This window comes from Nocardia cyriacigeorgica (assembly GCF_010868145.1).
In the GTDB taxonomy this organism is placed as follows: Bacteria; Actinomycetota; Actinomycetes; order Mycobacteriales; family Mycobacteriaceae; genus Nocardia; species Nocardia cyriacigeorgica_D.
The window spans coordinates 135,110-157,905 of the sequence record NZ_JAAGUY010000012.1 but is presented as its reverse complement, the minus strand read 5'-3'; the positions used below and the strand labels follow the sequence as shown (position 1 = coordinate 157,905).

The 22,796-nt window shown below is 66.9% G+C and carries 25 protein-coding genes and 1 tRNA gene; 17 read left to right on the top strand and 9 right to left on the bottom strand.

The window, feature by feature from the left end:
* Positions 1-76 precede the first annotated feature (76 nt).
* From GV792_RS16445 to GV792_RS16435, 3 genes are read left to right on the top strand one after another with little or no spacing between them, the layout of a single operon-like run.
* On the top strand, positions 77-979 hold the full coding sequence (locus GV792_RS16445; protein WP_163824986.1) for a metal-dependent hydrolase: 903 nt from the start codon (positions 77-79) through the stop codon (positions 977-979).
* The gene (locus GV792_RS16440) at positions 976-2,082 is read left to right on the top strand and encodes a PDR/VanB family oxidoreductase (RefSeq protein ID WP_163824985.1); all 1,107 of its coding nucleotides are present in this window, start codon (positions 976-978) and stop codon (positions 2,080-2,082) included. Before GV792_RS16445 ends, GV792_RS16440 begins: the two co-directional genes overlap by 4 nt.
* A 23-nt stretch (positions 2,083-2,105) precedes the next feature.
* On the top strand, positions 2,106-3,881 hold the full coding sequence (locus GV792_RS16435) for an SDR family oxidoreductase (protein WP_163824984.1): 1,776 nt from the start codon (positions 2,106-2,108) through the stop codon (positions 3,879-3,881).
* A gap of 81 nt (positions 3,882-3,962) precedes the next feature.
* On the opposite strand, the gene GV792_RS16430 is transcribed toward GV792_RS16435, so the two are convergent.
* The gene (locus GV792_RS16430; RefSeq protein ID WP_309139118.1) at positions 3,963-4,487 is read right to left on the bottom strand and encodes a hypothetical protein; all 525 of its coding nucleotides are present in this window, start codon (positions 4,485-4,487) and stop codon (positions 3,963-3,965) included.
* 37 nt (positions 4,488-4,524) lie between these two features.
* Between GV792_RS16430 and GV792_RS16425 the strand changes: the two genes are divergently transcribed.
* From GV792_RS16425 to GV792_RS16415, 3 genes are all read left to right on the top strand, one after another.
* Positions 4,525-4,845: a hypothetical protein gene (locus GV792_RS16425; RefSeq protein WP_163824983.1), complete on the top strand. Its 321-nt coding sequence runs from the start codon at positions 4,525-4,527 to the stop codon at positions 4,843-4,845.
* A 26-nt stretch (positions 4,846-4,871) separates the two neighbouring features.
* Complete coding sequence (locus GV792_RS16420; protein ID WP_163824865.1) at positions 4,872-5,162, top strand: hypothetical protein; 291 nt, start codon at positions 4,872-4,874, stop codon at positions 5,160-5,162.
* A 101-nt stretch (positions 5,163-5,263) separates the two neighbouring features.
* On the top strand, positions 5,264-6,274 hold the full coding sequence (locus tag GV792_RS16415) for a zinc-binding dehydrogenase (protein WP_163824982.1): 1,011 nt from the start codon (positions 5,264-5,266) through the stop codon (positions 6,272-6,274).
* Between the two features lie 226 nt (positions 6,275-6,500).
* On the opposite strand, the gene GV792_RS16410 is transcribed toward GV792_RS16415, so the two are convergent.
* Positions 6,501-6,932 (bottom strand): nitroreductase family deazaflavin-dependent oxidoreductase, encoded by a 432-nt coding sequence (locus tag GV792_RS16410; protein WP_163824981.1) that lies wholly within the window; start codon positions 6,930-6,932, stop codon positions 6,501-6,503.
* Positions 6,933-7,047: 115 nt separating this feature from the next.
* Between GV792_RS16410 and GV792_RS16405 the strand changes: the two genes are divergently transcribed.
* A tRNA-Ile gene (locus GV792_RS16405) sits at positions 7,048-7,121 on the top strand.
* A 356-nt stretch (positions 7,122-7,477) separates the two neighbouring features.
* The gene (locus GV792_RS16400; protein WP_163824980.1) at positions 7,478-8,431 is read left to right on the top strand and encodes an acyl-ACP desaturase; all 954 of its coding nucleotides are present in this window, start codon (positions 7,478-7,480) and stop codon (positions 8,429-8,431) included.
* Between the two features lie 21 nt (positions 8,432-8,452).
* Here GV792_RS16400 and GV792_RS16395 read toward each other — a convergent pair whose 3' ends face one another.
* Positions 8,453-10,006 carry a sensor histidine kinase gene (locus GV792_RS16395; RefSeq protein WP_309139117.1) on the bottom strand — a complete coding sequence of 518 codons (1,554 nt, stop codon included), beginning with the start codon at positions 10,004-10,006 and terminating at the stop codon, positions 8,453-8,455.
* Positions 9,999-10,676, bottom strand: coding sequence for a response regulator (locus GV792_RS16390; RefSeq protein WP_163824979.1), 678 nt, complete (start codon positions 10,674-10,676; stop codon positions 9,999-10,001). Before GV792_RS16390 ends, GV792_RS16395 begins: the two co-directional genes overlap by 8 nt.
* Positions 10,677-10,797: 121 nt before the next feature.
* On the opposite strand from GV792_RS16390, the gene GV792_RS16385 reads away from it, so the two are divergent.
* Complete coding sequence (locus GV792_RS16385) at positions 10,798-11,163, top strand: PepSY domain-containing protein (protein WP_163824978.1); 366 nt, start codon at positions 10,798-10,800, stop codon at positions 11,161-11,163.
* Between the two features lie 134 nt (positions 11,164-11,297).
* On the opposite strand, the gene GV792_RS16380 is transcribed toward GV792_RS16385, so the two are convergent.
* Entirely contained in the window at positions 11,298-12,335 is a 1,038-nt protein-coding gene (locus GV792_RS16380) for a beta-ketoacyl-ACP synthase III (RefSeq protein ID WP_163824977.1), read from the bottom strand.
* A gap of 87 nt (positions 12,336-12,422) precedes the next feature.
* Here GV792_RS16380 and GV792_RS16375 point away from each other — a divergent pair, with 87 nt between their 5' ends.
* From GV792_RS16375 to GV792_RS16355, 5 genes are all read left to right on the top strand, one after another.
* Positions 12,423-13,004: a TetR/AcrR family transcriptional regulator gene (locus tag GV792_RS16375; RefSeq protein WP_163824976.1), complete on the top strand. Its 582-nt coding sequence runs from the start codon at positions 12,423-12,425 to the stop codon at positions 13,002-13,004.
* A gap of 118 nt (positions 13,005-13,122) precedes the next feature.
* Positions 13,123-13,602: a DUF4383 domain-containing protein gene (locus tag GV792_RS16370; RefSeq protein WP_375154348.1), complete on the top strand. Its 480-nt coding sequence runs from the start codon at positions 13,123-13,125 to the stop codon at positions 13,600-13,602.
* A gap of 118 nt (positions 13,603-13,720) precedes the next feature.
* Positions 13,721-14,065, top strand: coding sequence for a YciI family protein (locus GV792_RS16365; protein ID WP_163824974.1), 345 nt, complete (start codon positions 13,721-13,723; stop codon positions 14,063-14,065).
* Complete coding sequence (locus GV792_RS16360; RefSeq protein WP_309138624.1) at positions 14,062-15,291, top strand: RNA polymerase sigma factor; 1,230 nt, start codon at positions 14,062-14,064, stop codon at positions 15,289-15,291. The genes GV792_RS16365 and GV792_RS16360 overlap by 4 nt, the downstream gene beginning before the upstream one ends.
* An 87-nt stretch (positions 15,292-15,378) precedes the next feature.
* Complete coding sequence (locus GV792_RS16355) at positions 15,379-15,798, top strand: hypothetical protein (RefSeq protein WP_163824972.1); 420 nt, start codon at positions 15,379-15,381, stop codon at positions 15,796-15,798.
* An 86-nt stretch (positions 15,799-15,884) separates the two neighbouring features.
* Here the strand turns inward: GV792_RS16355 and GV792_RS16350 are convergent, their stop codons facing one another.
* From GV792_RS16350 to GV792_RS16340, 3 genes are all read right to left on the bottom strand, one after another.
* On the bottom strand, positions 15,885-16,403 hold the full coding sequence (locus tag GV792_RS16350) for a hypothetical protein (RefSeq protein ID WP_163824971.1): 519 nt from the start codon (positions 16,401-16,403) through the stop codon (positions 15,885-15,887).
* A complete protein-coding gene (locus GV792_RS16345; protein ID WP_163824970.1) occupies positions 16,400-17,491 on the bottom strand; it encodes a DNA polymerase III subunit beta family protein in 1,092 nt (363 codons plus the stop codon). Before GV792_RS16345 ends, GV792_RS16350 begins: the two co-directional genes overlap by 4 nt.
* 148 nt (positions 17,492-17,639) lie before the next feature.
* Positions 17,640-17,915, bottom strand: coding sequence for a hypothetical protein (locus GV792_RS16340; RefSeq protein ID WP_163825018.1), 276 nt, complete (start codon positions 17,913-17,915; stop codon positions 17,640-17,642).
* Between the two features lie 273 nt (positions 17,916-18,188).
* Between GV792_RS16340 and GV792_RS16335 the strand changes: the two genes are divergently transcribed.
* The 3 genes from GV792_RS16335 (at position 18,189) to GV792_RS16325 (ending at position 21,011) form a co-directional block, all read left to right on the top strand.
* The gene (locus GV792_RS16335; RefSeq protein ID WP_163824969.1) at positions 18,189-18,488 is read left to right on the top strand and encodes a hypothetical protein; all 300 of its coding nucleotides are present in this window, start codon (positions 18,189-18,191) and stop codon (positions 18,486-18,488) included.
* A gap of 97 nt (positions 18,489-18,585) precedes the next feature.
* Complete coding sequence (locus GV792_RS16330) at positions 18,586-20,049, top strand: DUF1254 domain-containing protein (protein WP_175584423.1); 1,464 nt, start codon at positions 18,586-18,588, stop codon at positions 20,047-20,049.
* A 227-nt stretch (positions 20,050-20,276) separates the two neighbouring features.
* On the top strand, positions 20,277-21,011 hold the full coding sequence (locus GV792_RS16325) for a TetR/AcrR family transcriptional regulator (protein WP_175584422.1): 735 nt from the start codon (positions 20,277-20,279) through the stop codon (positions 21,009-21,011).
* A 4-nt stretch (positions 21,012-21,015) separates the two neighbouring features.
* Here the strand turns inward: GV792_RS16325 and GV792_RS16320 are convergent, their stop codons facing one another.
* On the bottom strand, positions 21,016-22,785 hold the full coding sequence (locus GV792_RS16320; protein WP_163824968.1) for a TerD family protein: 1,770 nt from the start codon (positions 22,783-22,785) through the stop codon (positions 21,016-21,018).
* Positions 22,786-22,796: the final 11 nt, after the last annotated feature.

Below are 22,796 nucleotides of genomic sequence, written 5' to 3'. Positions count from 1 at the left end.
ATGCTGTTTCTACGGTCGTGAAGGAAGATCGTCGGCTATCGCTGCCGAACACACCGTGACACGCTGAGGAGTATCGATGAAGCTACTTCGCCGGGGCCGCTCGCGCCGGGACACCGATCCGGGGCCGGTGGCGCTGCATGCCCGCAATGTGCGATTCGACTGGGCCGATACCCCGCTGCACTGGATGGCGGCGGAGCCGATCGCCTCGCATCTGATCAACTCGCTGAACCTGCTCCTGCCCGAAGGGGAGCGGATGTTCTGCGCCACCTATACCGAGGCGCTGCCGTCGGTCAAGGACGAGAAGCTGCGCGAGGCCATGCTCGGCTTCATCGGCCAGGAAGCCATGCACGCCCAGACCCACGACAAGGTGCTGCACGAGGTGCTGGCCGCGCACGGTATCGACCCGGAGCCGTACCTGCGGCAGGCCGAATTCCTGTTCCGCAAGTCGCTCGGCCCGCGGGAGGGTGCGGGCAATTCCCGGCATCAGCAACTCGTCGAGCGGTTGGCGTTCATCGCGTGTCTGGAGCACTTCTTCGCCTATCTCGGCGACTGGGTACTCAATGCCGATCTGGAGAAGTTCGACGCCGATCCTCGGGTAGCCGATCTGTTCCGCTGGCACGGCGCCGAAGAGGTCGAGCATCGTCACGTCGCCCACGATGTGGCGGTGTATTTCGGGGCAGGCTATCTGCGGCGGGCGGCGATCATGACGTTGGTCTTCCCGGTCTTCATCGGACTCGTCCTGCGTGGCACCAAGTTCCTGGTGCGCCAGGACCCGGCCCTGCCCGACTACGGGTATCCACGGCTGGTCCCCGCGGTGTTCGCCGCCATGTGGCGCGGTGCGTTGCCAGGGGTGCCGTCGCTGCTGTGGAGTGCGCTGTCGACGCTCGAGCCCGGCTACACCCCGGAAACGGTCGGCTCCACCGCGCAGGCGATCGCCTATTTGGCCGCCTCTCCGGCTGCCCGGGCGGCCGCGTCGTGAATTCGACGAAGATTCCAGGCACTCCGCCCGGTGACCTCTACGGCAAGCGGTCGCGCGACCGCACCGTGCGGGTGCTCGATGCGGTCGTGGACGCGCGGCTGAAGTGGGCCGCGCTGATCAATCGCAGGCCGCGGGCGCCGCGCGTCGACGATCATCGGATGGCGTTGGTGGTCACCGAGCGGCGGATCGAGGCGCACGACACCGATGTGATCAGCCTGGTGCTGCGCGCTCCCGACGAACGTGCGCTCCCGTCCTGGCGTCCCGGCGCGCATCTCGACCTGGAATTGCCGTCGGGCAAGCTGCGACAGTATTCGCTGTGCGGCGATCCGGCCGATGTTCACGCGTATCGGGTTGCGGTGCGCCGCATTCCCGACGGTGGCGGGGGGTCGGTCGAAGTACATCGCGATCTCGCCGTCGGTACCCCGATCACGGTGCGCGGGCCGCGCAACGCGTTCCCTTTCGCGGTACCCGGTCACGGCTCACCTGCCACCCGACTGCATTTCGTTGCCGGCGGTATCGGCATCACCCCGATCCTGCCGATGATGCGGTTGGCCGATCGGCTCGGCGTCGACTGGTCCATGGTCTACACCGGACGCAACCGCGACACCATCCCCTTCTTGGACGAGGTGGAGCGTTTCGGCGGCCGGGTCACCGTGCGCACCGATGACGAACACGACCTGCCCGACGCATCGGCGCTGCTGCCTGGAGTAGACGCCGGGACCGCCGTCTACTGCTGTGGGCCGGTGCCGATGACCGGAATGGTCGCGGACGCGGTCCGGCAGATGCCCGGCGTGGAACTGCATTCCGAGCGGTTCTCCCCGCCACCGATCGTCGACGGTGTCGCGTTCGAGATCGAACTCGCCTCCACCGGTGAGGTGGTGCGGGTGCCTGCCGATCGCTCGGCGCTCGACGTCGTCCTGGAGACCCGCCCGGACCGGCCGTACTCCTGCCGCCAGGGGTTCTGCCGCACCTGCACGGTGCGGGTACTCGCGGGGCAACCCGATCACCGGGAAACCGTTCTCACAGAGTCCGACCATGCTGCCGGTGACATGCTGATCTGTGTCTCCCGTTCGGCGGGTGGACGTTTGACATTGGACATCTAGTTCAGGGGCGAGGAGACCGACCTATGACCACCCGAACACCCCAACCGGACCGGACTCGCCGAACCGTGCGTAACGGCGATTTCGAACTCGCCGTCTACGAATACGGCGACCCGACCGCCGAGACCGTCGTGCTCGTCCACGGCTGGCCCGACACCCATGAGCTGTGGGACAAGGTCGTGCCATTGCTGGCGCGGCGCTTCCACGTCGTTACCTACGACACCCGTGGCCACGGCGAATCCACCCGCACCCAGCGCACCGCCGATTTCCGGCTCGAGGAGCTGGCATCGGACTTCTTCGCCGTCGCCGACGCCGTCAGTCCCGACCGGCCGGTGCATGTGCTCGCCCACGACTGGGGTTCCATTCAGGTGTGGGAAGCGGTCTGCGAACCGGGTGCGGCCCAGCGGGTCGCGTCGTTCACCTCGGTGTCCGGGCCCAATCTCGATCACGTCGGCAAATGGATGCGCAACCGGTTGTCGCGGCCGACGCCCCGCAATGTGTGGCAGCCCGCCACGCAGCTCGCATCCTCGGCGTACACGTTCTTCTTCATGACGCCGTTCCTGCCGCGCGTCGCGCTGGGGCAGTTGGCCACCGAGGGGCGTTGGCGCCAGTTCGTGGGGTTGATGAACGAGACCGCAGCGTCGAACGTGACGCTCGGACAGACGTTCCGCAAGGACATCGTCGACGGGTTGCTGATCTATCGCGCCAATATTCTGCCGCGCATGCTGGCGCCGCGTGAACGGCACACCGACGTGCCGGTTCAACTGATCGTTGCCGGACGTGATGTCGCGATCCGGCCTGCCGGCTACGACGACGAACGGAAGTGGGCGACGCGGTTGTGGCGTCGTGACGTACCCGCGGGGCACTGGATGCCGTTCTCGCATCCGGAGCTGCTGGCGAACGCGACGACCGAGCTCATCGACGCACTTGCGGGCGGCGCGTTGCCACGCGGGCTGCGGCGCGCCGAGATCGGCCGTAGCCGTGGCGAGTTCGGTGATCAACTGGTCGTCATTACCGGTGGTGGGAGCGGGATCGGGCGCGAGACCGCGCTGTCGTTCGCGCGCCGCGGCGCCGAAATCGTGCTGTCCGACATCAACCTGGCCGCGGCCAAGGAGACCGCGGAGATGGTGGCCGCTGCCGGTGGGCTCGCGCATCCCTACCAACTCGACGTCTCAGACGAATCCGCCGTCGCCGATCATGCTCGTGCGGTGCTGGAAGCCCATGGTGTGCCCGACGTCCTTGTCAACAATGCCGGCATCGGTCAGGCCGGCGACTTCTTCGATACCCCGTCGGCGGAATTCGATCGGGTCATGCGCGTCAATCTGGGTGGTGTCGTCAACGGGTGCCGATCCTTCGGTCCCGCGATGGCCGAACGCGGTGCAGGCGGGCACATCGTGAACCTGTCGAGCATGGCGGCGTACTCACCGCAGCAGGGCTTCAGCGCGTACGCCACCAGCAAGTCGGCGGTCTTCATGTTCTCCGATTGCCTGCGCGCCGAGCTGGCCGGACGCGGAATCGGTGTGCACACCATATGCCCCGGCATCGTGCACACCAATATCGTTGCTACGACCAGCTTTTCCGGTGTCGATGCCGAAGAGGAGAAGCGCAAGCAGCAGCATTTCGACAATCTGTACCGGATGCGGCATTACGGGCCGGAGAAGGTGGCCGAGCAGATCGTGCGTGCTGTCACGCGTGGGCGCAGCATCGTTCCGGTGACGCCGGAATCGCAGGTCCAGTACCGGGTCAACCGATTTGTACCGGGTGTGGTGCGCTGGGCAGCGGCGCGGGTGAAACTCACCTGAGCTGAGTGGCAGGCGACGTCTCCCGGTGCGGGCCGGATGCTCCCGGTGAACGAGTTCGTACCGCAGTACGGCGCGGTGGGATCACGCCCGTTCGGAAGAGGGTACGCCAGCCCGGCGGAGTTCGGCTTCGATGGCGGTGACCCGCTCGGCGCTGATGCCCCATGGCTGCTCCACGCCGACCCGGGAGTCCAGATCCCAGAGCACGCAGCGCTCTTCCTCGGCCGCCACCATCGACCAGGCGACGACGGTGCGCCCCAGCTGCTCCGCCATCGAGCCATGCGAGCCCGACTGTGTCGCAACGCCTTCCGGAAAGTGGTGTAGGAACCGGCCGTAGGTCGCCGCGCAGAACTGGGCATAGAGTTGGGTGCACAGAATGAAACCGTGCCAGGCCTCGTCGACGGCATGGGATGGCATCCCGATCACCTGACCGTCGCGCATGGCCGCACCACAACAGCGCAACCATTGGCGCAGCCCGGTTTCCACCAGGTCGCGTGGCTGCCACGGGCAGGTCTTGTAGATCGCCTCGGGCAGCTCGAGTTCATGAACGACACGGTCGACCGTGGAGAGGTCGATCGTCTGGATGCTGCGCTTACCGAATCCGAACACAGTTCACTGTAGGACCGGCGGTCGATACGCTGCGAGCATGGAGATTCTGATAGCGCTGTTCGTGCTGGTCGCGCTGGTCTCGATCGTGGCTGTGGGCGTCGTGCTGATCGTGGTCATTGTCCAGCGCATCGGTCGCTCACAGCATCGGGGCGGGCCACACGGGCAGTACTGGGTGGCGGGTTCTGCTGTGGATCCGGATGGGGGTGGTGGCCACCACCACGGAGGCTTTGGCGACGGGCCGGGCTCCGGCGGTCACGGTGGCTCGAGTTGCGGTGGTGGATCGAGCTGCGGTGGTGGCGGATCCAGCTGCGGCGGTGGTGGCGGCGGCGGATCCAGTTGCGGCGGTGGCGGTTCCTGAGTGCTCCACGCGGGTACTCGATGGCGATGACGGAAATTCTCATCGGGCTCGCGCTGGTGCTGATCGCGGTCACGACGGCGGTGGCGATCACGGTCCTCGTGAAACAACGACGCCCTGAAGAAACGACCATGTCGAAGCTCGCCAAGGGGTCCCAGCGGTCACGAGCCAGGCGTCGGACCGGCACCGGCACCGGTGCGGGATCGGCAGCAGCAGGTGGCGGATGGTGGATCGCCGGATCCGGTGACTCGGGCGGTGGAGACTCCGGCGGATCCGGTGGCGGTTGCGGTGGAGGTGGTGGCTGTGGTGGTGGGGGCTGAACCGGCCGATCAGTGAGCGCGATCACCCACTCTTGACCTCAACCGTCCTTCAGGGTTGAGGCTTGTCGTATCCGAAACACCCGGAACGATGGAGGTTGGTCATGCGAGCGGTGTACGCGACGGCATTCGGTGGTCCCGATGTGCTCGAGGTGCGCGAAGTGCCCGAACCGGTCCCGGCGGCGGGGGAGGTCCTGGTCGACGTGGGTGCGGCCGACGTCATGTTCCTCGACACCAGGTTGCGGTCCGGTTGGGGAACCGACTTCTTCCCGGTCGAGCCGCCCTATGTCCCCGGCGGGGCGATCGGCGGCGTGGTCACGGCGGTCGGTCCGGAGGTCGATTCGTCCTGGATCGGCAGGCGAGTCAGCACCGCTACCGTGCGCAGCGGAATCGCAGGCGGGCTGCCGATCGGCGGCTATGCCGAGAAGTCGCTGGCCAAAGCCGAGACGCTGACTCCCATCCCCGAAGATGTCACGCTGGATCAGGCTGTCGCGCTGATTCACGATGGAAAAACCGCGCTGGCCGTCTTCGATCGGGCCGCCATCGAATCCGGCGAATGGGTGCTCATCACCGCCGCCGCCGGCGGGCTCGGCACGCTGCTGATCCAACTCGCACGCAACGCAGGCGCCAAGGTGATCGCGGCGGCCCGTGGCAAGGCCAAGCTCGAGCTGGCCGAACGACTCGGCGCCACCGTGCTTGTCGACTATTCCGACCCCGATTGGGTGGACGAGGCCCGGGCTGCGACCGGTGGTTCGGGTGCTCATGTCGTGCTGGACGGGGCGGGTGGTGAACTCGGCGGTGCTGCTGCCGAAGCGTTGGCCGAAGGTGGCCGGTTCCTCGGATATGGCTCCGCGGCAGGGGATTTCGCCGCGGTCGACACCGAAACCGCACAACGCCGGTCGATCACGGTGCTCGGGCTGTTCGATATCACTTCCGACGACACCGACTGGCCCGCGCTGGCCCGACGTGCCCTCACCGAAGTCGCCGCAGGACGTCTGGAGGTCGTTATCGGCCAGACATTTCCGCTGGAACAGGCGGATCGAGCGCACGCGGCGATCGATGCGCGAACCGCCATCGGACGCACACTGTTGAGTAACACAAACCGACCGAAATGAATACCTGCGGGTAGCGAATTCTGCGGCTATGGTGCCTGCGTGCTTACCGCAGCCATAGTTGTCATGATCCTTATTCTCGTTGCGTCCGTAGTACATATCGCCAGCCGCCCACCACGCGACATGGTCGAATCCAGTCGCGGACGTGCCGGTTCCGGTCGTGAACGAGAACGGGAAAGTCAGTACTGACCGTCCAGAATCCGCCATCAACGGTGGTGCTCGGCCCGGTTCAAGCGACCGGACTGAGCACCACCACCGCGATCGGTCGCCGCGTGCGCTCCTGATATTCGCTGTAGCGGCCCTGATTCACTCGGTCCACCAGCTCCCAGCGGCGCGCGTAGTCCGGATCGTCCGGCAGCGTCGGCCGCGCCGTCACTCGAATCTTGCGGCGTCCGATCTGGATCTCGCAGTCCCGCTTCGCTTTCAGGTTCGCCAGCCACCCCGGCGGCCGCGGCGAACCTCCGTTGGATGCCGTCACCAAATAGTCGCCCCCGTCGCGCGCGTAGGTGAGCGCCGAGGTCCGTGGCTGCCCCGTCTTACGACCTACCGTCCGCAAGAGCAACGTCGGGTTCCCGAACAGCAGCCGATGTCCTACCCATCCACCACTGTTCTCATAGATCCACTGGTGCGCCTGCAACACTTTCGTGAATACCCCGGCCATACCAACCCCTCAGCAGTTCCCGACAACGCCCCACCCTAACCACGCCCCAGCCCGATTGGCCCACGCCGCGCCCGACCCGGTACCATTCCCCACACCTGCGGACCCACCGCATCCGGGGGCGGTAGCTCAGTCGGTTAGAGCCGTGGACTCATAATCCATTGGTCGCGGGTTCGAGCCCCGCCCGCCCCACAATTTCCCTTTACCAGCGGAAATCTGCGCATTTGATCGCGTCGGAGCCGCTTCCGCTCCGCGTGAGCCATGGGTGGGCCGCTCCAGGTGCCCACTTTGTCTGTGTGCATGCTCCGCTGCGCTGTTCTGACCGGCCCGTCCTGACTACACTCTTCTATCAGCTCGATATCAGCCCCGCGGCTGACCGGTCAGTGCGTTCGGTCGGGCAGGGGGCCGGTGGGCGGAAGGCCGCTGGTTGAATCGAGCACCACGCCGATCGGGCTCGTCTAGGGTGTGGGTGCGGTGACGCCGCACAATCAGTGATGCGGGAACAGCGGGATGTTCGTGGTGTGTTCCATCGAATTGAGAGGCGCTGCATGGCAAGGGATTTGACACAGATCGAGCTGCTGACCGAGTTGGAACCGGTCGTGGCGACCAATATCGACCGGCACCTGGCCACGGCCAAGGACTGGCATCCGCACGATTACGTGCCGTGGGACGAGGGCCGCAATTTCGCGGCCATGGGCGGCGAGGATTGGGATCCGGAACAGTCGCGGCTGTCCGAGGTCGCCAAGGTCGCGATGGTGACGAATCTGCTCACCGAGGACAATCTGCCCTCCTACCACCGGGTGATCTCGGAGAACTTCTCCCAGGACGGCGCATGGGGCACCTGGGTGGGCCGGTGGACGGCCGAGGAGAACCGGCACGCGATCGCGATGCGTGACTATCTGATCTGCACCCGCGCGGTCGATCCGGTCGCCTTGGAAAACGACCGGATGGTGCATATGACCCGCGGTGTGCACGCACCGGAGGGTTTCGGGGGCGTGCTCGATCAGGTCGCATACGTGACCGTCCAGGAGCTGGCCACCCGGATCAGCCATCGCAGCACCGGACGGGTCTGTGAGGACCCGATAGCCGATCGGATGCTGCAACGCATCGCGGCCGATGAGAACCTGCACATGATGTTCTACCGCAATATCACCGCCGCGGCGTTCGACATCGCGCCCGACCAGACGATGGAGTCGGTTACCCACATCGTGAAGACGTTCAGCATGCCAGGTACCGGCATGCCGAACTGGCGCCGCAATGGCGTCCTGATGGTCAAGCACGGGATCTACGATCTGCGTCAGCACTTGGACGAGGTCGTGGCTCCGGTCCTGCGCATCTGGAATGTCTTCAACCGCAATGACTTCACTGCGCGTGGCGAACGTAGTCGCGAAGAACTCGGCGAGTACATGGACAAGCTCACCCGTGACGTCGCCAAGTTCGAAGAACAGCGCGAACGCATCCTCGCCCGCGAGGCCGCTCGGGAGGCCGCCCGCGTCGGATAGCCGAATCTCGTGGCAGGGCGCTCACCCTGCCACCGGGAGTTCGACGATGAAGCGGGCGCCACCCTGCGTGCCGCCTTCGACACGGATGACACCGTCATGGCGTTCGACGACGTCGCGCACGATGGCGAGACCGAGGCCCGCGCCGCCGTCGTCGCGGCTGCGGGCGTCGTCGAGGCGGACGAAGCGCTGGAAGATGCGCTCCCGGTCGGCCTCGGGCACACCGGGGCCGTCGTCGACGACCTCGACCACCGCCGTGTTGCCGACGCGCCGGAGCACCACCTGCACCGATGTCTCGGCGTGTCGTTGGGCGTTGTCGACGAGGTTGCCGACGACACGTGCGATCTGGGTGCGGCTACCGGTCACCGCGACCTCGTCATCCGGCAGGGCGTAGCCGACTCGAATACGGTCGCCCGCCCTGCGGCTGCGCTCCTCATTGATCAATGTGGTCAGATCCACGCGGTCGACCCGCGGCTGTTCACCCGCGTCGAGGCGGGCGAGCAGCAGCAGATCGGCGGCCAGGTCCCCGATCCGGACGGTGTCGCCGAGCACGTCGTCCAGCTCGAGCAGCCCCGGATGCGCCTGGGCAACTTCGAGCTGGGTGCGCAGGCTGGCGATCGGGCTGCGCAGCTCGTGTGCGGCGTCGGCGATGAACCGGCGCTGGCGTTCGGAGGACTTCTCCAGTGCGGCCAGTGTCTCGTTGGTGGTGGCGGCCAGCCTGCCGATCTCGTCCCGTGACCGGGGTTCGGGGACTCTGCGCGATAGATCGCCGTGCATGATTTCGGCGAGTTCGCGGCGAATCGCCTCGACTGGCCGCAATGCTCGGCGGGTGACCAGCCAGGTCACTGCAGCGACCACAGCGAGCAGCAGCGGCAGGCCGATCAACATGGCTCGGCGTACGTCGGCCACCGCACTCTCGGCGGTGTCCAGGGCTGCGCCCGCGTAGATGGTGACCGGCTGCCGGTCGGCGGTGAGGCCCGCGAAAGCGGCGACCCGGAAGTTGTCGGTGGACGCGGAGTCGTCGGACGGTAGCCGCACATCCTCGACGACGACCTCTCCGGTGGCTGCGTCCGGAGCCGTGGTCGCGGCAAGCGTGGCACCTGGGGCAGTCCGGGAATCGGCGAGGGTTCTCGCGGTGTTCGCTGGGCTCTCTTCGTCCTCGTCTTCTTCCTCCTCCTCGTCTTCGTCGTCCTCTTCCTCTTCCTCTTCCTCGCCTCCGGAGGCGGCGCCCGCTGCCGTCGTCTGCGGCGTGAACGTCGCAATCGGGCCGGGAATATGCATGTCGACATCGGCCGCGAGCACCTGCCCATCAGCCGAAACAACCTGGGCGGGTTCGTCTTCAGGATCGGGAAACCGCAGCTCGGCGAGGGGTGTCCCGGATTCCAACTGCATGGCGATATCGCGTGCGTTGCCCTCCGCCTGGATGCTCGCGCTCTCGACCAGGTTGTCGCGCAACGCGGCGAGCACGATCAATCCCGTCGCGGTCAGCGCCACCGCAACGACAGCGGTCGCGGCCGTCGTGGTGCGTGCCCGCACCGAACTCCACGGTGAGCCTGCGCGGCGCATCCGCTCAGCCACGGTCGGCCGTCAGTCGATAGCCGACGCCGCGCACCGTCAGGATGGTGCGGCAGGCGAAGGGGGTGTCGATCTTGCGGCGCAAGGTGCTGATGTACACCTCGACGATGTTCGGGTCACCGTCGTAGGCGAAATCCCAGACATGCTGCAAGATATCGCTTTTCGACACGACCTCGCCCGCGCGAACGGCGAGGTGTTCCAGCACGGCGAACTCTTTGGCGGTGAGTGTCACCTCTGTGTCGCCGCGTCGGCACATATGTGTCGCGGGGTCGATGACCAGATCGCCGACCCGCAGGAGCTGCGAACCCCCGCGGGTACGCCTGCGCAGCAGCGCCCGGATGCGCGCGACGAGCACCACATACGAGAACGGTTTGCTGAGATAGTCGTCGGCGCCGGTATCGAGACCCTCGGCCTCGTCGTATTCCCCGTCCTTGGCGGTGAGCATCAGCACCGGGGTGTCATCGCCCGCCTCGCGCAACGACGCGCACACTCGGTAGCCGTTCATCCCCGGCAGCATGATGTCGAGGATGATGAGGTCGTAGTCGGTGGTGGTGGCCTGGTGCAGCCCCTCGGCGCCGTCGTGGACGACATCGACGGCGAAACCCTCGGCGGACAAACCCTTTGCCAGTGCGAGGGCGAGGCGTTTCTCGTCCTCCACGATCAGCAGACGCATCAGCACAGCGTGTCAGATTCTCGCTGAAACGTCCTTCAGGTTGCTTCAGCTCGTCTTCAGCATCGATTTGCCACAGTGGTGACCACATTCGCAGAAGATCACCCCCACAGGAGGTTTCACCATGGTCAGCATCTTCCGCCGTGCCGCTGCAAGTCTGCGCTGGGTTTTCGTCGGAGCGGTCGTCCTTGCCGCCGCCGGAATCGGTATCGCCGCATTGACCCTCGGCAACGGCTCGCACACCACGGTCTCGCTCGACCGCCCGATCTCCGAGTGGTCGCTGGTCGCCAACCCCAGCATCGACCGTCAAGAGGCGATGAATACGGCGGCGGCACAGATTCCTGACGGTGTCGCGGTCTCGGCCGAGTTCGATACCGAGCACGGTACGGCGGTGTGGGAGGTGGAAGTCCAGACTCCCGCCGGTGTGGAGTACGACGTGACCGTCGACGCGAACACCGGCAAGGTACTCGGCACCGTCGACCACGACTGACGGTGTCGGACGATCGGCCCGGTAGGCGGCGACCGGGCCGATCGTGTTCGTCGTGTGCCCCTCGTGTGATCACGGGGGGCACATGGCTGTGGCAGCGGTCGAGAGCGCGTGATCGGCGCTGGTGTGGGCGGTGCTCAGGCGAACGCGGGAAGCTGCACCACCTGGCCCGCATAGGCGAGCCCCGCGCCGAAACCGACCAGCAGCGCCGTATCGCCGGGCTGGGCGGCGCCGGAGCGCAGGAGTTGGTGCATGGCCATGGGAACCGAGGCGGCGCTGGTGTTTCCGGTGTCAACGATGTCGCGGGCGATGGCGACGGTGTCGGGGATGTGCAGTGCGCGGGTCAGGGCGTCGGTGATACGCATATTGGCCTGGTGCGGGACGAAGGCATCGAGGTCGTCAACGGTGACTCCGGCGCGTGCAAGGGCGTCGAGGCACGCCTTCTCCAAAAACGTGACTGCCCAGCGGAATACCGCCTGACCGTTCATTCGGATGTAGGGGCGCTCGGTGCTCCCTCCGCTTGCCTCGGCAGCGGCCACCTCGGCGAAGTACTGCTGAAAGTCCTTGTCCTGCTTGATAGCCGCGGTCTGGCTACCGTCGGACCCCCAGGCGACCGGGCCGACACCCTCGGACTCCGATGGTCCGACGACGACCGCGCCCGCGCCGTCGGCGAAAATGAACGCGCAGCTGCGATCGGCCGGGTCGAGGAGATCAGAGAGCCGCTCGACACCGATCACGAGCACGTGACGAGCCTGGCCTGCGCGCACGAGATTCGCGGCATTGGCCAAGGCGTAGCAGAAGCCCGCGCAGCCCGCGGAGACGTCGAACGCGGCCGTGTCGTGCATACCGAGTTCGGTGGCCACCACCGCGCCCGCCGACGGGCCGAGCACCATCTGGGATGAGGTGGCCAATATGACGGTGTCGATATCGCCGGCAGCCAGCCCGGCGGCCTTCAGCGCGTCACGAGCCGCGGCCGTACTCATCCCGACGATGGTCTCGTCCGCGTCCGCCCAGTGCCGGGTGGCAATGCCCGAGCGGGTGCGGATCCACTCGTCGGAGGAATCGATTCGTTCGACGATCTCGGCATTGGGCACGACGCGGCGGGGTCGGTAGATCCCGAGGCCGAGCAGTGCGGCGTGGGCGACCGGGGTGGCGGTGGCGATCTGGGCGGGCACGGCTTCCTCTCCGTGTGAACCGATCGGTTCACGTCGACGAAGTTCTAACATGGACTGATCGGTTCAATCAAGAGTGGGAGGAATTCAGTGACGGCCGGACCTCGCGCCCGACTGATCGCCAGCACCATCAGCACGGTGCAGGAGCACGGTGTGCACGCTGCCGGGCTGAGCGAACTGCTCAAACGCAGCAATGCCTCCCGCAACTCGCTGTACCAGCACTTCCCGTCGGGCAAGGGCGAGCTGGTGGAGACGGCGGCCAGGATCGTGTCGCGGCTGGTGTACTCGCATGTCAGCACGATGGCCGATGCGTTGGCGACCGCGTCGTCGGTGGAACGCTGGCTCGACGATCTGTTCGGATTCTGGCGCGGACCCCTCGAATCCAGCGGCTACCGTGCCGGCTCGTTCATGATGGCGGCCGCCTTGGACGAACTGAATCCGTCGGTCCAGTCCGCAGCGGGTCAGGCCTTCGCCGAATGGACGGCCAGGCTCGCCGACGGTCTCGTCGGTGCCGGCGTCGAACGAGCAACGGCCTGTGCCCTCGCGGGGCTGCTGCTATCGGTGATCGAGGGTGCCATCGTGCAGAGCCGCGCATTGAGATCAGCGCATCCGTTCGACGACGCGCGCACCCAATGCGCGGTGCTGATGGCCGCATATCTGCCGCCTGAATAGCGAAGGGCGCGGTGGGCGGAGTCCACTGCGGGTTTGTCCGCGGCCTTGCCGGGAATTCGGTCGATGTCCGGGCCTGCGCAGGCCACCCGCGCGGCCAATGTGGCGGAAGGACAGGACCGTGCCGAACAGCAGCACCACAGTGACAGTGCGTACGCCGGTCCAGCTCGCGGCGATGGTCGTGGGCGCGGCATTTCTGCTGGTTGGCGTCCTGGGTTTCATTCCGGGGATTACCACGAACTACGACAGCCTCGAGTGGGCCGGTCATCATTCCGAAGCTCAGCTGCTCGGCGTGTTCAACGTGTCGGTCCTGCACAATCTTGTCCATCTGTCCTTCGGCATCGTCGGCCTGATCGCCGGCGCGAATCCACCCGCGGCCCGCAGCTTCCTGCTCGGCGGCGGCACGATCTATCTCGCGCTCTGGATCTACGGCCTCGTTATCGACCAGAACAGCGACGCCAACTTCGTCCCCCTCGACACCGCCGACAACTGGCTGCACTTCGGCCTCGGCGTGGTCATGATCGCGCTGGGCGCCATCATGCCGAGGAAGACCGACGCCGGTCGGCATCTGTCCGGGCGCCAACCCGGAATCATCGAATAGGGGCGCGGCGATCGCGCTCAGGTGGAATGCGTAGTTCACGATCATGGCGACTATTTCCGCTCGGTTGTCGGATTCTGCGGCGCCCCGATCGTCTAATGGGTAAAGGAGGTGAACCGGCATGAAATACGTGCTGATGTTCTGCGAGACCGAGCAGTGGGAGAAGGACTGGGAGGCGATGGATCAGGCCGAGCGTGATCGGGGGTTCGGGCAGGTCCAGGAGTGGCTGGCACGGTATTCGGACAAGATCCTGCACAACCGCAAGCTGACCGCGCCGGAGACGGCGACGACTGTTCGGCTCAACGGTGGCAGCGCTCCATTGATCACCGACGGACCGTTCGTGGAGGGCAAAGAGGTGGTCAGTGGGTATGTCGAGGCCGAGGTGGCTGATCTGGACGAGGCGATCGGAATGGCGCGGACATGGCCAGGATGCCCGCTGGTGGAGATCCGCCCGGTTCTGATGTGACCGAGCCCGAGGCCGCCACCGTGCTCGCGGATGTGGTCCGAGAACACGGCAGCAGGCTGGCGTCATCGCTGGTGTCGCTGCTCGGTGATTTCTCCGCAGCCGAGGATCTCGTATCCGACGCGGTGGAGAAAGCCCTGCGCACCTGGCCGCTCGACGGTGTCCCGGAGCAACCGCAGGCCTGGCTGTTCACGGTCGCGCGCCGACGCGGGCTTGATGTGCTGCGGCGGGAGGCGAACTACCGCGACAAGCTGCGTCAACTGCAGTGGCCGGTGTACGACGAACCCGACGATCGACTGCGGCTGATGTTCACCTGCTGTCACCCCGCCCTCTCCCGCGAGGCCCAGGTGGCGCTTACCCTGCGCATGGTCTGCGGCCTGAGTGCTGCCCAGTTGGCCAAGGCGTTCCTACTGCCGGAAGCAACTGTCGCGCAACGCATTACGCGCGCAAAGCGCAAGATCAGCCAGGCGGGCATCCCGTACCGAGTACCCTCGGACGACGAGCTCGGCAGCCGGTTGACCGAGGTGCTTGCCGTCATCTACCTGCTGTTCAACGAAGGCTACCTCGCGACCGAACAGTCGACCGGACGCGATCTCGCCATCGACGCCGAGTGGCTCGCCACCCTGACCGACCGCCTGCTGCCCGGCGAACCCGAGGTCATGGGCCTGGTGGCGCTGATCCGGCTGCACCGAGCCAGGGCAGCAGCACGCTTCGACCCCAGCGGGCGGATCGTCCTGCTGCGTGACCAGGATCGTGCGCGATGGGACCATGCGGCGATCGACCGCGCGGTGCGGCTGCTGACCGAGGCAGGCCGGCTGCGGCGACCCGGCCCCTATCAGCTGCAGGCGGCGATCGTCGCCTGCCATGCGGAGGCCGAGAGCTGGGCTGACACCGACTGGCCGCAGATCGTCGTGCTCTACGACATGTTGCTGCATCTCGCGCCGTCACCGGTGATCCGCCTGCATCGCGCCATTGCACTCGCCCGCACCGACGGTGCACAGGCCGCGTTGACCGACGTGGACGAGCTGGCCGCACAGCTGGCGACCTACCATCTCTTCCACGCCACGCGCGCCGAACTCCTGCGGGAACTCGGCCGCGACGACGAGGCCGTCACCGCCGACCAGCGCGCCCTCGAACTCACCCGCAACCCCGCCGAACAGGCCGTCCTCGAGGCGCGGCTCGGCCTGCTCGGCCGGCCCGATCGACAAGGACAGCGGACCGGTGGCTGACATCCTCTGCGTGCGACACGCGTTCGAGCTGACCCGGATGAGGCGATCGCGCCACCTACCGTGGACGAAAACCTCGAAGGAGCTGCAGTGAAACTTCGACATAGCGTGGCCGCTGTCGCGCTGGCCGCCGCGGCCCTGTGCGCCGCCCCTGCGGTCGCGTCGGCCGACGATCCGGAATTCCCGCGCAACGGCGTCATTCCACCGGGGACCTACCACGTCGTTCGGCATCCCTCGAATGTGATCGGGTCTCCGCTGGAGAACTGCGATCTGCAGGTGTTCGTGGACGGGAGTTCCGTTGTGCTGGTCTGCCCGACGTTCAGCCGGGCCGGACGCCAGCGGCCGGTCGGGACGGACGAATCGTATGTGACGCTCGACTTCGTGCCGATCGGACTGGACCTGCGCGATATCGATCCGCGCCAAGGTCATTGGATCGGGACGATGAATATCGCGGGCACGCCGGTAGCGGTGCCCTATCCGCTGGCCGGTGTCACGCTGCAACGTCGCTGATCACCACAGGCTCTTGGTGGCGATCACCAGCGCACCTCGCTTGGTGACCGTCACCGGTGTGGTGATCGTGCGGGCATCGATAACCGCTACGTGGTCGACGCCGCATCGACGGGCCTGCCGGTTGGGGCGGACTCACGTCGCGCCGTGGTGCCGCTGCTGATCGACGCTTCCACCTCGTCGAGGGCCGTGCGGATCATGGCGCCATAGGCGTCGTCCGGGAGCGCGTGCAGGTGACGGCGCGCGGCGTCGACCTGCTGTCGCGCTGCGTCGAAGGATGCGAGGCGGCGGTAGTTGTCGGCGAGGTTCAGGTGCAGGGAGGGGAAGAATCCGCGGACGTCGAGGGAGTCGTCGAATTCCCGGGCGCGGGAGTCGGTGAGGGCCTCCGCGGCGTCCAGGGCGCGGATATCCCAGGCCAGCGCCTGTGCGGGATCGTCGTGCAGGTCGGCGAGGTAGTGGGCGAGGGTGCAGCGGTGGAATGGGTCGCCGTGCGGGCCGATGCCGGCCCACAGGTCGGTAAGGGCGATGCGCGCGCCGTCACCGTCGCCCGCGCGGCCGCGGGTCACGGCGTCGGTGATGGCGGTCATGGTCGGGTCGGTCGCGGTCATGCGGGATTCTCCTCGGAGTCGGTGGGGAGCCGGGTTGGCATGGCGAGGGTGGTGAGGTCTCCGTCGGTGGCGGAGCGGATGACGACGGGCACGTCGGGCGCCGCGATGTCGAGCATGATGTCGGGGCCGACGGCGGTGGCGATGGCGGGACGAAGGGTGGCGCGGGAAAAGGCCATGACCGTGTCCGGCCCTGTCACTGCGGCCCGGATGGTCGGCCCAGGGCCGGCCACCGGGGCGTAGCCGGGGTCGCGAGCTACGTTGTCGGAGTCGGTGACGGTGACTTCATCCGCGCCGATCGAGAGGTGCAACAGGCCCTCGCCGGAGTCGATGGCTTCGATCAGCTCATGGCGCTGCACCACCACTCGAGTCCGCACCGGCGCCAGGTCCGACAGCATTGCGCGGTAGTCCGGATACCGTTCGTCGAGCGTCGCGCAGAGGTGGATGGTCCCGCCGCTGCTCAGCCGAATGACGTCGGCCTGCGGGATCAGCAGTGCCTCATCCTGTTCGGCCAGCCACGCCACCACGTGCGCCAATGCGGCCGCATCGACCACCCGCGACCAGCTCTCACCTGACCACGAACGCGGTACCAGCGTGCGGGTGGTCAGCCGGTACCGATCGGTGGCGGTGAGGACGACGGCATCGCGGCCGGCCTCTACGAAGATGCCGGTGAGCGCGCGGAGCTCACCGTCGGTGGCGACCGCCGAGCCGACTCGAGTGATCGCGGCTGCCAGCAATGCACCCGGCAGGGAAACCCGTGGCAGCGCCGTCAGTTCGGATTTGATCGCGGCGGCATCGTGCGCACGTCGCGTCATGGCGTCCACGTGTTCGTCGAGCAGACGTGCGGCCTCGCCCGGCTCTGCGGCAAGTATCGCGGCGACGGTATCTAGACCGATGTCGATATCGCGCAGCTTGCGGATGAGCACCGCCCGCTCACGCTGGTCATCGGTGTAGTACCGGTATCCGGTGGCCGCGTCGACCTCGGCCGGGATGAGCAGACCGCAGTCGCCGTAGAACCGCAGCGCGCTGGGAGTCAATCCGCACGCGCGGGCCAGCACCCCGATGGTGATCAATCGCCTGTCCGCATTCACCCGGCCATCATCGGCCCTCAACCAACTGGAAGGTCAAGCTCACCCGCCGCCGGACCTCGCGGGTCCGCGCACGGTGCGTGTCTTGCTGGGGTCCGTCGGACTGCTGGGTGCGGCTACCGCGGCAGGCATCGTGTCCTGCGGCGAACGGTCAGCCGATGACGGCGTTCATGATGGTGCCCGCACTGGTAGCGACCGCACCGCCGATCATGGCGCCCGCGACCATCTTCGGGGATTGGAGACCACCTCCGGTCCACTTCTCCCAGGCGAATCGGCCGCCCGCGTAGATGATGCCGCAGACCCCGGACAGCAGTACGAACCAGGTCAGGTAGCGGACGAGTTGGAGAATCTTGTCCGACATCGGTGGCGCTTCGGGTGTGGGGTTGCCGATTTGGGCGACGGTGTCGTATACGGCGGCCAGGATCATCTCGCTGCTCACTCTGGTTCGGGGTGGGGCGGGAACTCTTCGGTGAAATCGTATCCGGTCATCCGGCCGATCGCAGTCACGTGACCCTGACGTGGTGTTTTCCGGTTGGGCATACCGTCAAACCCGGTGTGCGACAACACTTGCGGTAGCAGACCGGGGTCCGGGATGATGGGGACGCGCGGGGGCCACCGCCGAACGCGTCGATTCGCTTGGTGCGTAACGCCTTACATCCGCCGAGTGTGGCTCCATCGGTTCGGTTGTATGAGAGAGGGTATGGACGTGAGCATCATCTCGACGGCATTCGCAGACACTGTCACGACGCTCGCGCAGGTCGGTAACCCGACACCGGAGCCGCCGCCGCTGGCCGACAAGGTGGAGCAGTTTCTCGGGTACGGCACCTGGCTGGCGAAACTCTCGGGCACCATCAGCATCATCTACGCGGGTGGGCGTTTCGCCTGGGAGAAGTGGAGCGGCGGGGCGTTGCAATCACCGAAAATGATTGCGGGCGCCCTGATCGGCGGTACCGTCGCCACAAGCGCCGGCACGATCATGGACACCGTACTCAACACCTGAGTCCCTGATGCCGGCGAGCGTCGGCAACCCCATAGCTATACTTCGTCGCGTATCTCTCCACTCCTGTCGGCCAGATCGGAAAGCAGGGAGTTCGGCGATGAGTCGCACCGCACCGACGTACGCTTCTGGCCCGGCGTCACCGGGATCGGCATCCGATGGGCGACCGGCGTTTTCCCGTCGTGCCGTGCTCGGGGCGGTGGTTGCCGCCGCGGGTCTGGCAGCCTGCGGCGAATCCGGCGACAACGGCTCGGTCACGCCCTCCGGCTCGGCGGAAGACCGTACGGAGGTGGCCACCGACGCCTACATCTTCGGCTACCCGCTCGTGTTGATGGATGTCAACCGTGAGGCGCTGACCGCCGGTGCCGATAACAACAAGTTTCAGCATGCCGCCGATCTTCCGGTGCCGAGCACGCGCGGCACGCGTCGTGTCGGTCTCGACTACCTGTATTCGTCGGCATGGCTTGACCTGCGTGACGAGCCGATGGTGCTGCAAGTGCCCGAGATCGAGCCGAACCGCTACTGGATCATGCAATTGCTCGACGCCTGGACCAACGCCGTGCACAGCCCGAGCAGCGTGCGCCCACAGGCCGAGACGACGGCAGCGCCCTACACCTATCTGATCACCGGACCTGGTTGGTCGGGCACCGTGCCCGAAGGGATGCGGGCGCTGCCAATGACGACCCGGATGGTGTGGCTGCTCGGCCGAATCCAGGTCGACGGTCGTGACGATGTGCCCGCCGTCCGCGCCATCCAGTCCCAGCTGAAACTGGCCCCGCTGAGTTCGTGGCCCCTCGCCGACGAGCAAGAGCGGCCCGCGGACCCCGACGGCCCGGTGGAATTGCCGGAACCGCCTGTCGAGGCGGTGGCGCAGATGCCCGCGCGCACCTTCTTCGACCGGATGTGCGCACTGATGGTCGACAATCCCCCTGCCCCTGAGGACGCTCCGGCACTCGACCGATTCGCAACCATCGGCATCACTCCGGGCGGCCGGCCCCGTGGCATCAGCACCGAAGAGCTGACCGCGGGCGCGGACAACGCCAAGCGACAGCTCGCGGTGTATCTGGATCCCCTCGCCAGGATCGAGAACGGCTGGGTGATCAATGCCGATATCGGTCGGTACGGCACCAACTACCTGCTACGGGCCAGCACGGCGCACCGCGGTCTCGGCGCCAACCTCGCTGAGGACGCGATGTATCCGACGCTGTTCGGTGACGCGGGCGGTAATGGCGCGCCGATCCCGTTCCGGCTGCGTTTCCCGCCCGGGCAGACGCCGCCGGTCGATGCCTTCTGGTCACTCACCGCCTACGGCGCCAACGGGCATCTGGTCGCCAACCCGGCCGAGATCTACTCCATCGGCCATCAGGTCCCGGTGGTGTACCAGCCCGACGGCACGCTCGAACTCGCGGTCCAATATGCCGATCCCGGCTCCACGGTGCCAACGGGCAATTGGCTGCCGATTCCCCCGGCGGGTCAGTTCTCCCTGGTGCTGCGCATGTACGCACCGCGTGAAGCGGCGCTCACCGGTGGGTGGGCGCCACCGCCGCTCGAACCGGTGACCTGATCGGATCTCCTTGGCGGATCGGGTGTCGTCGCCGGATGAGCGAACGCGGTGCGCCACCCGCGGTGTGAGCTGAGTTAACGGACATTACTAAACGGTGTTCACTCGGTGCCGGATGTGGTTTCATCTCCTTATCGGACCCGAATACTCGAGGGCGGATGCCCGCACCCGCAGGAGACAGCCGTGACCACAACGATCGCCGACGCGATACGCGGGAAAGCCGGTCTCGCTTGAACCTGCGGATCAGCCACCCGACGACGCGCGGCCGCGCGCCGGTGATCACCGATGCCGATATCCGCCGCGCCGCGCGCACGCTGCTGGTCGAGCACGGCACGGATGCGGTCACCCTGCGCGCGATCGCACGTTCACTCGGCGTCACCGCTCCCGCGCTGTACCGGTACTACCGGTCCCTCGACGACCTGCTGGAAAGCCTGCGGCTGGACATCTGCGCCGATCTGGCGGCCGAACTGTCGGACCGGATCGCCGAGTTGCCCGACGACGGCGCGGTCCAATTCCTCGCCATCTGCCAGGGATTCCGGCATTGGGCGCTGGCACACACCACGGAATTCACGCTGGTGTTCGCCTCGCCGGGTAGCGGCGGTCGCGGTATGCGCGGATTCGACGAACCGTTCGGCCGGATCTTCCTCGCCGCGGCGGGCAGGCTGCTGGCCACCTACGAGGTCATCACCCCGCCGGCCGACGACATCCCCGCCGAGCTGCGCGCGGATCTGCAGCGCTTCCAGGCCGAACTGCTGGCCGCGCTCGCCGAGGCGGGCCAGCCCGTCGCCGCCGACCGCATCGATCTCGGCGTCACCTATTTGATGATCCAGATCTGGGCGCGGCTCTACGGGCATGTCACGCTCGAGGTGTTCGGCAACTATCCGGTGCCGCTGTCGAATCCGGAGATCTTGTTCGACACCATGCTGGCCGACCTCGGCCGCTCCGCCGGGTTCATCCCTGGCTGATCGCTCAGATACGTGCGCCCTTCGCGCGGTTACAGGCCCGGCACAGGATCTGCAGGTTGGCCGCGCTGGTGGCGCCGCCGCGGCTGAGCGGGATGATGTGGTCGAATTCGAGATAGTGGCCGTCACCGCATTCGACGCATTTTCCGCCGTCGCGTTGCCACACCTCCGCTTTCACCTCCTGCGGGATGCTGCGGGTGTCACGCTGACCGGGGGTGAGGGCAAGTCGTTTGGCTACCCTGAGCGCCCCCTCGACGGCGGCGGCGACGTAATGCGGGTCGTCGACGGAGAAGCGAGCACCGCCGCGCGCTGAGGTCGCGGCGATCACGACGGTATCGGCCCCGGACTGCTCATCGGGCTCGATGGCGACCGAGACAATGCGCGACCACGGCATCTCGATACCGGAGTCCGAGCCGACGAACCGCAGCTTCTTATTGCTGACGATCAACCGCCCGTCGGTGTACTTGGGTCCCTTGACCAGGAGCCGGACCTGCGTCGCGCCCGCATCGAAGTGCACCCGCTCCTCGGGGTCCAGGTGCAGGCCGGGGGTGCGGACCGTCGGCAGATCGCCGGTGCGCAGCCGAGTGAGGGTGCGGCCGCGGTGCATGCGGCGATGCAGATCGTCGATCTGCGGGCCACTCAGCTCGAGTTCGGCGATGGTCTGTTTGAAGCGCTCGAACTCCGGGCCCTCGATCTGTCCGTCGGCCATGGCGAAGGCCACCATCCGTTCGACATGATGCAGCGCCAGCGGCCGTAGCGAGGCGTGACCGGCGTTCTCGTCGATGCGCTGATATCGCAACGATGCCCACAGCGCCGCCCACTCCGGGCCCTGCGGTCCGGAATTGGACAACACCCGCCAGACCTGGGTGTGCCAGTGGGTGAGGTACTCCTCGATCTGGTCGGCGCAGAAGCGGCAGGAGTGATGTCCGCCGAAGATCTTGCGCCGTCTGCTGTTTCCGCATCGGTCGCAGATATGCGGGTGCGCGGGCAGCCGCGGGCGTGTGTCGCCGGTCCAGCGGGTGCCGTCCCACCAGTGCAGCCTCGTGCTGTCGCGCGGGTCGGGATGCCAGTCGGCGCGGTCGGGGTCCGGCGGTGCCGGGGGCTCGGTGGGAAGTTCCGGGGCGATGTCGCGGCGCAAGGTCAGCGTCGGGGCTGTGCGTGCGCGCTCATGGGTGAGGACGTTTCCGGGGGCAGGTTGCGTCGGGGAGAGGTTGCCGTCGAGGTATTGGGTGGGCGAGACGTCGCGTGCGGGTGGTGCCGATGCGGGGGCACCCGGTTCGTCGACGACGACGCCGAACTCGGTGATCAGTCCGGCCATGCCCGACTCCCAGCCCTGCCCGACGGCACGGAAACGCCACTGGCCGTCGCGCCGGTAGAACTCGCCGAACATCATTGCCGCCACAGCTTCCGAGCCGTCGACCTCGAACGCGGCGATCGGGCCGTCGGCATCGAGCACGGTGACGGTGAGGCCGGCGATATCGGCGAAGCTCGCGTCGTCCACCGATCCGGAGACGACGATCCGCGCGACCTCGGCCTCGGTGCGCGGCAACGACACACTCAGCCGTGCCGTCCCCGCCGCGGGGTCCTGATCGAGGGCGACGGCCTGGGAGATATGCCTGGGCGCGTTGTAGAAGACCAGATCACGATCTGTGCGCACCGTGCCCGAATCCGTGAGCAGCAGCGCGTGCGCGTCCACCGCGTGCTCCGAACGCCATGAAACAACCACGGCTAGAAGCGAAGTCGGTACCGGCGCGTTCGCGCCCTTGCTGAGTTTCATCGTTGTCGAAC

Bases quoted from the DNA above. Each gene is read 5' to 3' on its own strand.
- GV792_RS16445 (WP_163824986.1), top strand. From the start codon at position 77: ATGAAGCTACTTCGCCGGGGCCGCTCGCGCCGGGACACCGATCCGGGG.
- GV792_RS16435 (WP_163824984.1), top strand. From the start codon at position 2,106: ATGACCACCCGAACACCCCAACCGGACCGGACTCGCCGAACCGTGCGT.
- GV792_RS16425 (WP_163824983.1), top strand. From the start codon at position 4,525: ATGGAGATTCTGATAGCGCTGTTCGTGCTGGTCGCGCTGGTCTCGATC.
- GV792_RS16420 (WP_163824865.1), top strand. From the start codon at position 4,872: ATGACGGAAATTCTCATCGGGCTCGCGCTGGTGCTGATCGCGGTCACG.
- GV792_RS16415 (WP_163824982.1), top strand. From the start codon at position 5,264: ATGCGAGCGGTGTACGCGACGGCATTCGGTGGTCCCGATGTGCTCGAG.
- GV792_RS16410 (WP_163824981.1), bottom strand. From the start codon at position 6,932: ATGGCCGGGGTATTCACGAAAGTGTTGCAGGCGCACCAGTGGATCTAT.
- GV792_RS16400 (WP_163824980.1), top strand. From the start codon at position 7,478: ATGGCAAGGGATTTGACACAGATCGAGCTGCTGACCGAGTTGGAACCG.
- GV792_RS16390 (WP_163824979.1), bottom strand. From the start codon at position 10,676: ATGCGTCTGCTGATCGTGGAGGACGAGAAACGCCTCGCCCTCGCACTG.
- GV792_RS16385 (WP_163824978.1), top strand. From the start codon at position 10,798: ATGGTCAGCATCTTCCGCCGTGCCGCTGCAAGTCTGCGCTGGGTTTTC.
- GV792_RS16365 (WP_163824974.1), top strand. From the start codon at position 13,721: ATGAAATACGTGCTGATGTTCTGCGAGACCGAGCAGTGGGAGAAGGAC.
- GV792_RS16350 (WP_163824971.1), bottom strand. From the start codon at position 16,403: ATGACCGCGACCGACCCGACCATGACCGCCATCACCGACGCCGTGACC.
- GV792_RS16340 (WP_163825018.1), bottom strand. From the start codon at position 17,915: ATGATCCTGGCCGCCGTATACGACACCGTCGCCCAAATCGGCAACCCC.
- GV792_RS16335 (WP_163824969.1), top strand. From the start codon at position 18,189: ATGGACGTGAGCATCATCTCGACGGCATTCGCAGACACTGTCACGACG.
- GV792_RS16330 (WP_175584423.1), top strand. From the start codon at position 18,586: ATGAGTCGCACCGCACCGACGTACGCTTCTGGCCCGGCGTCACCGGGA.
- GV792_RS16320 (WP_163824968.1), bottom strand. From the start codon at position 22,785: ATGAAACTCAGCAAGGGCGCGAACGCGCCGGTACCGACTTCGCTTCTA.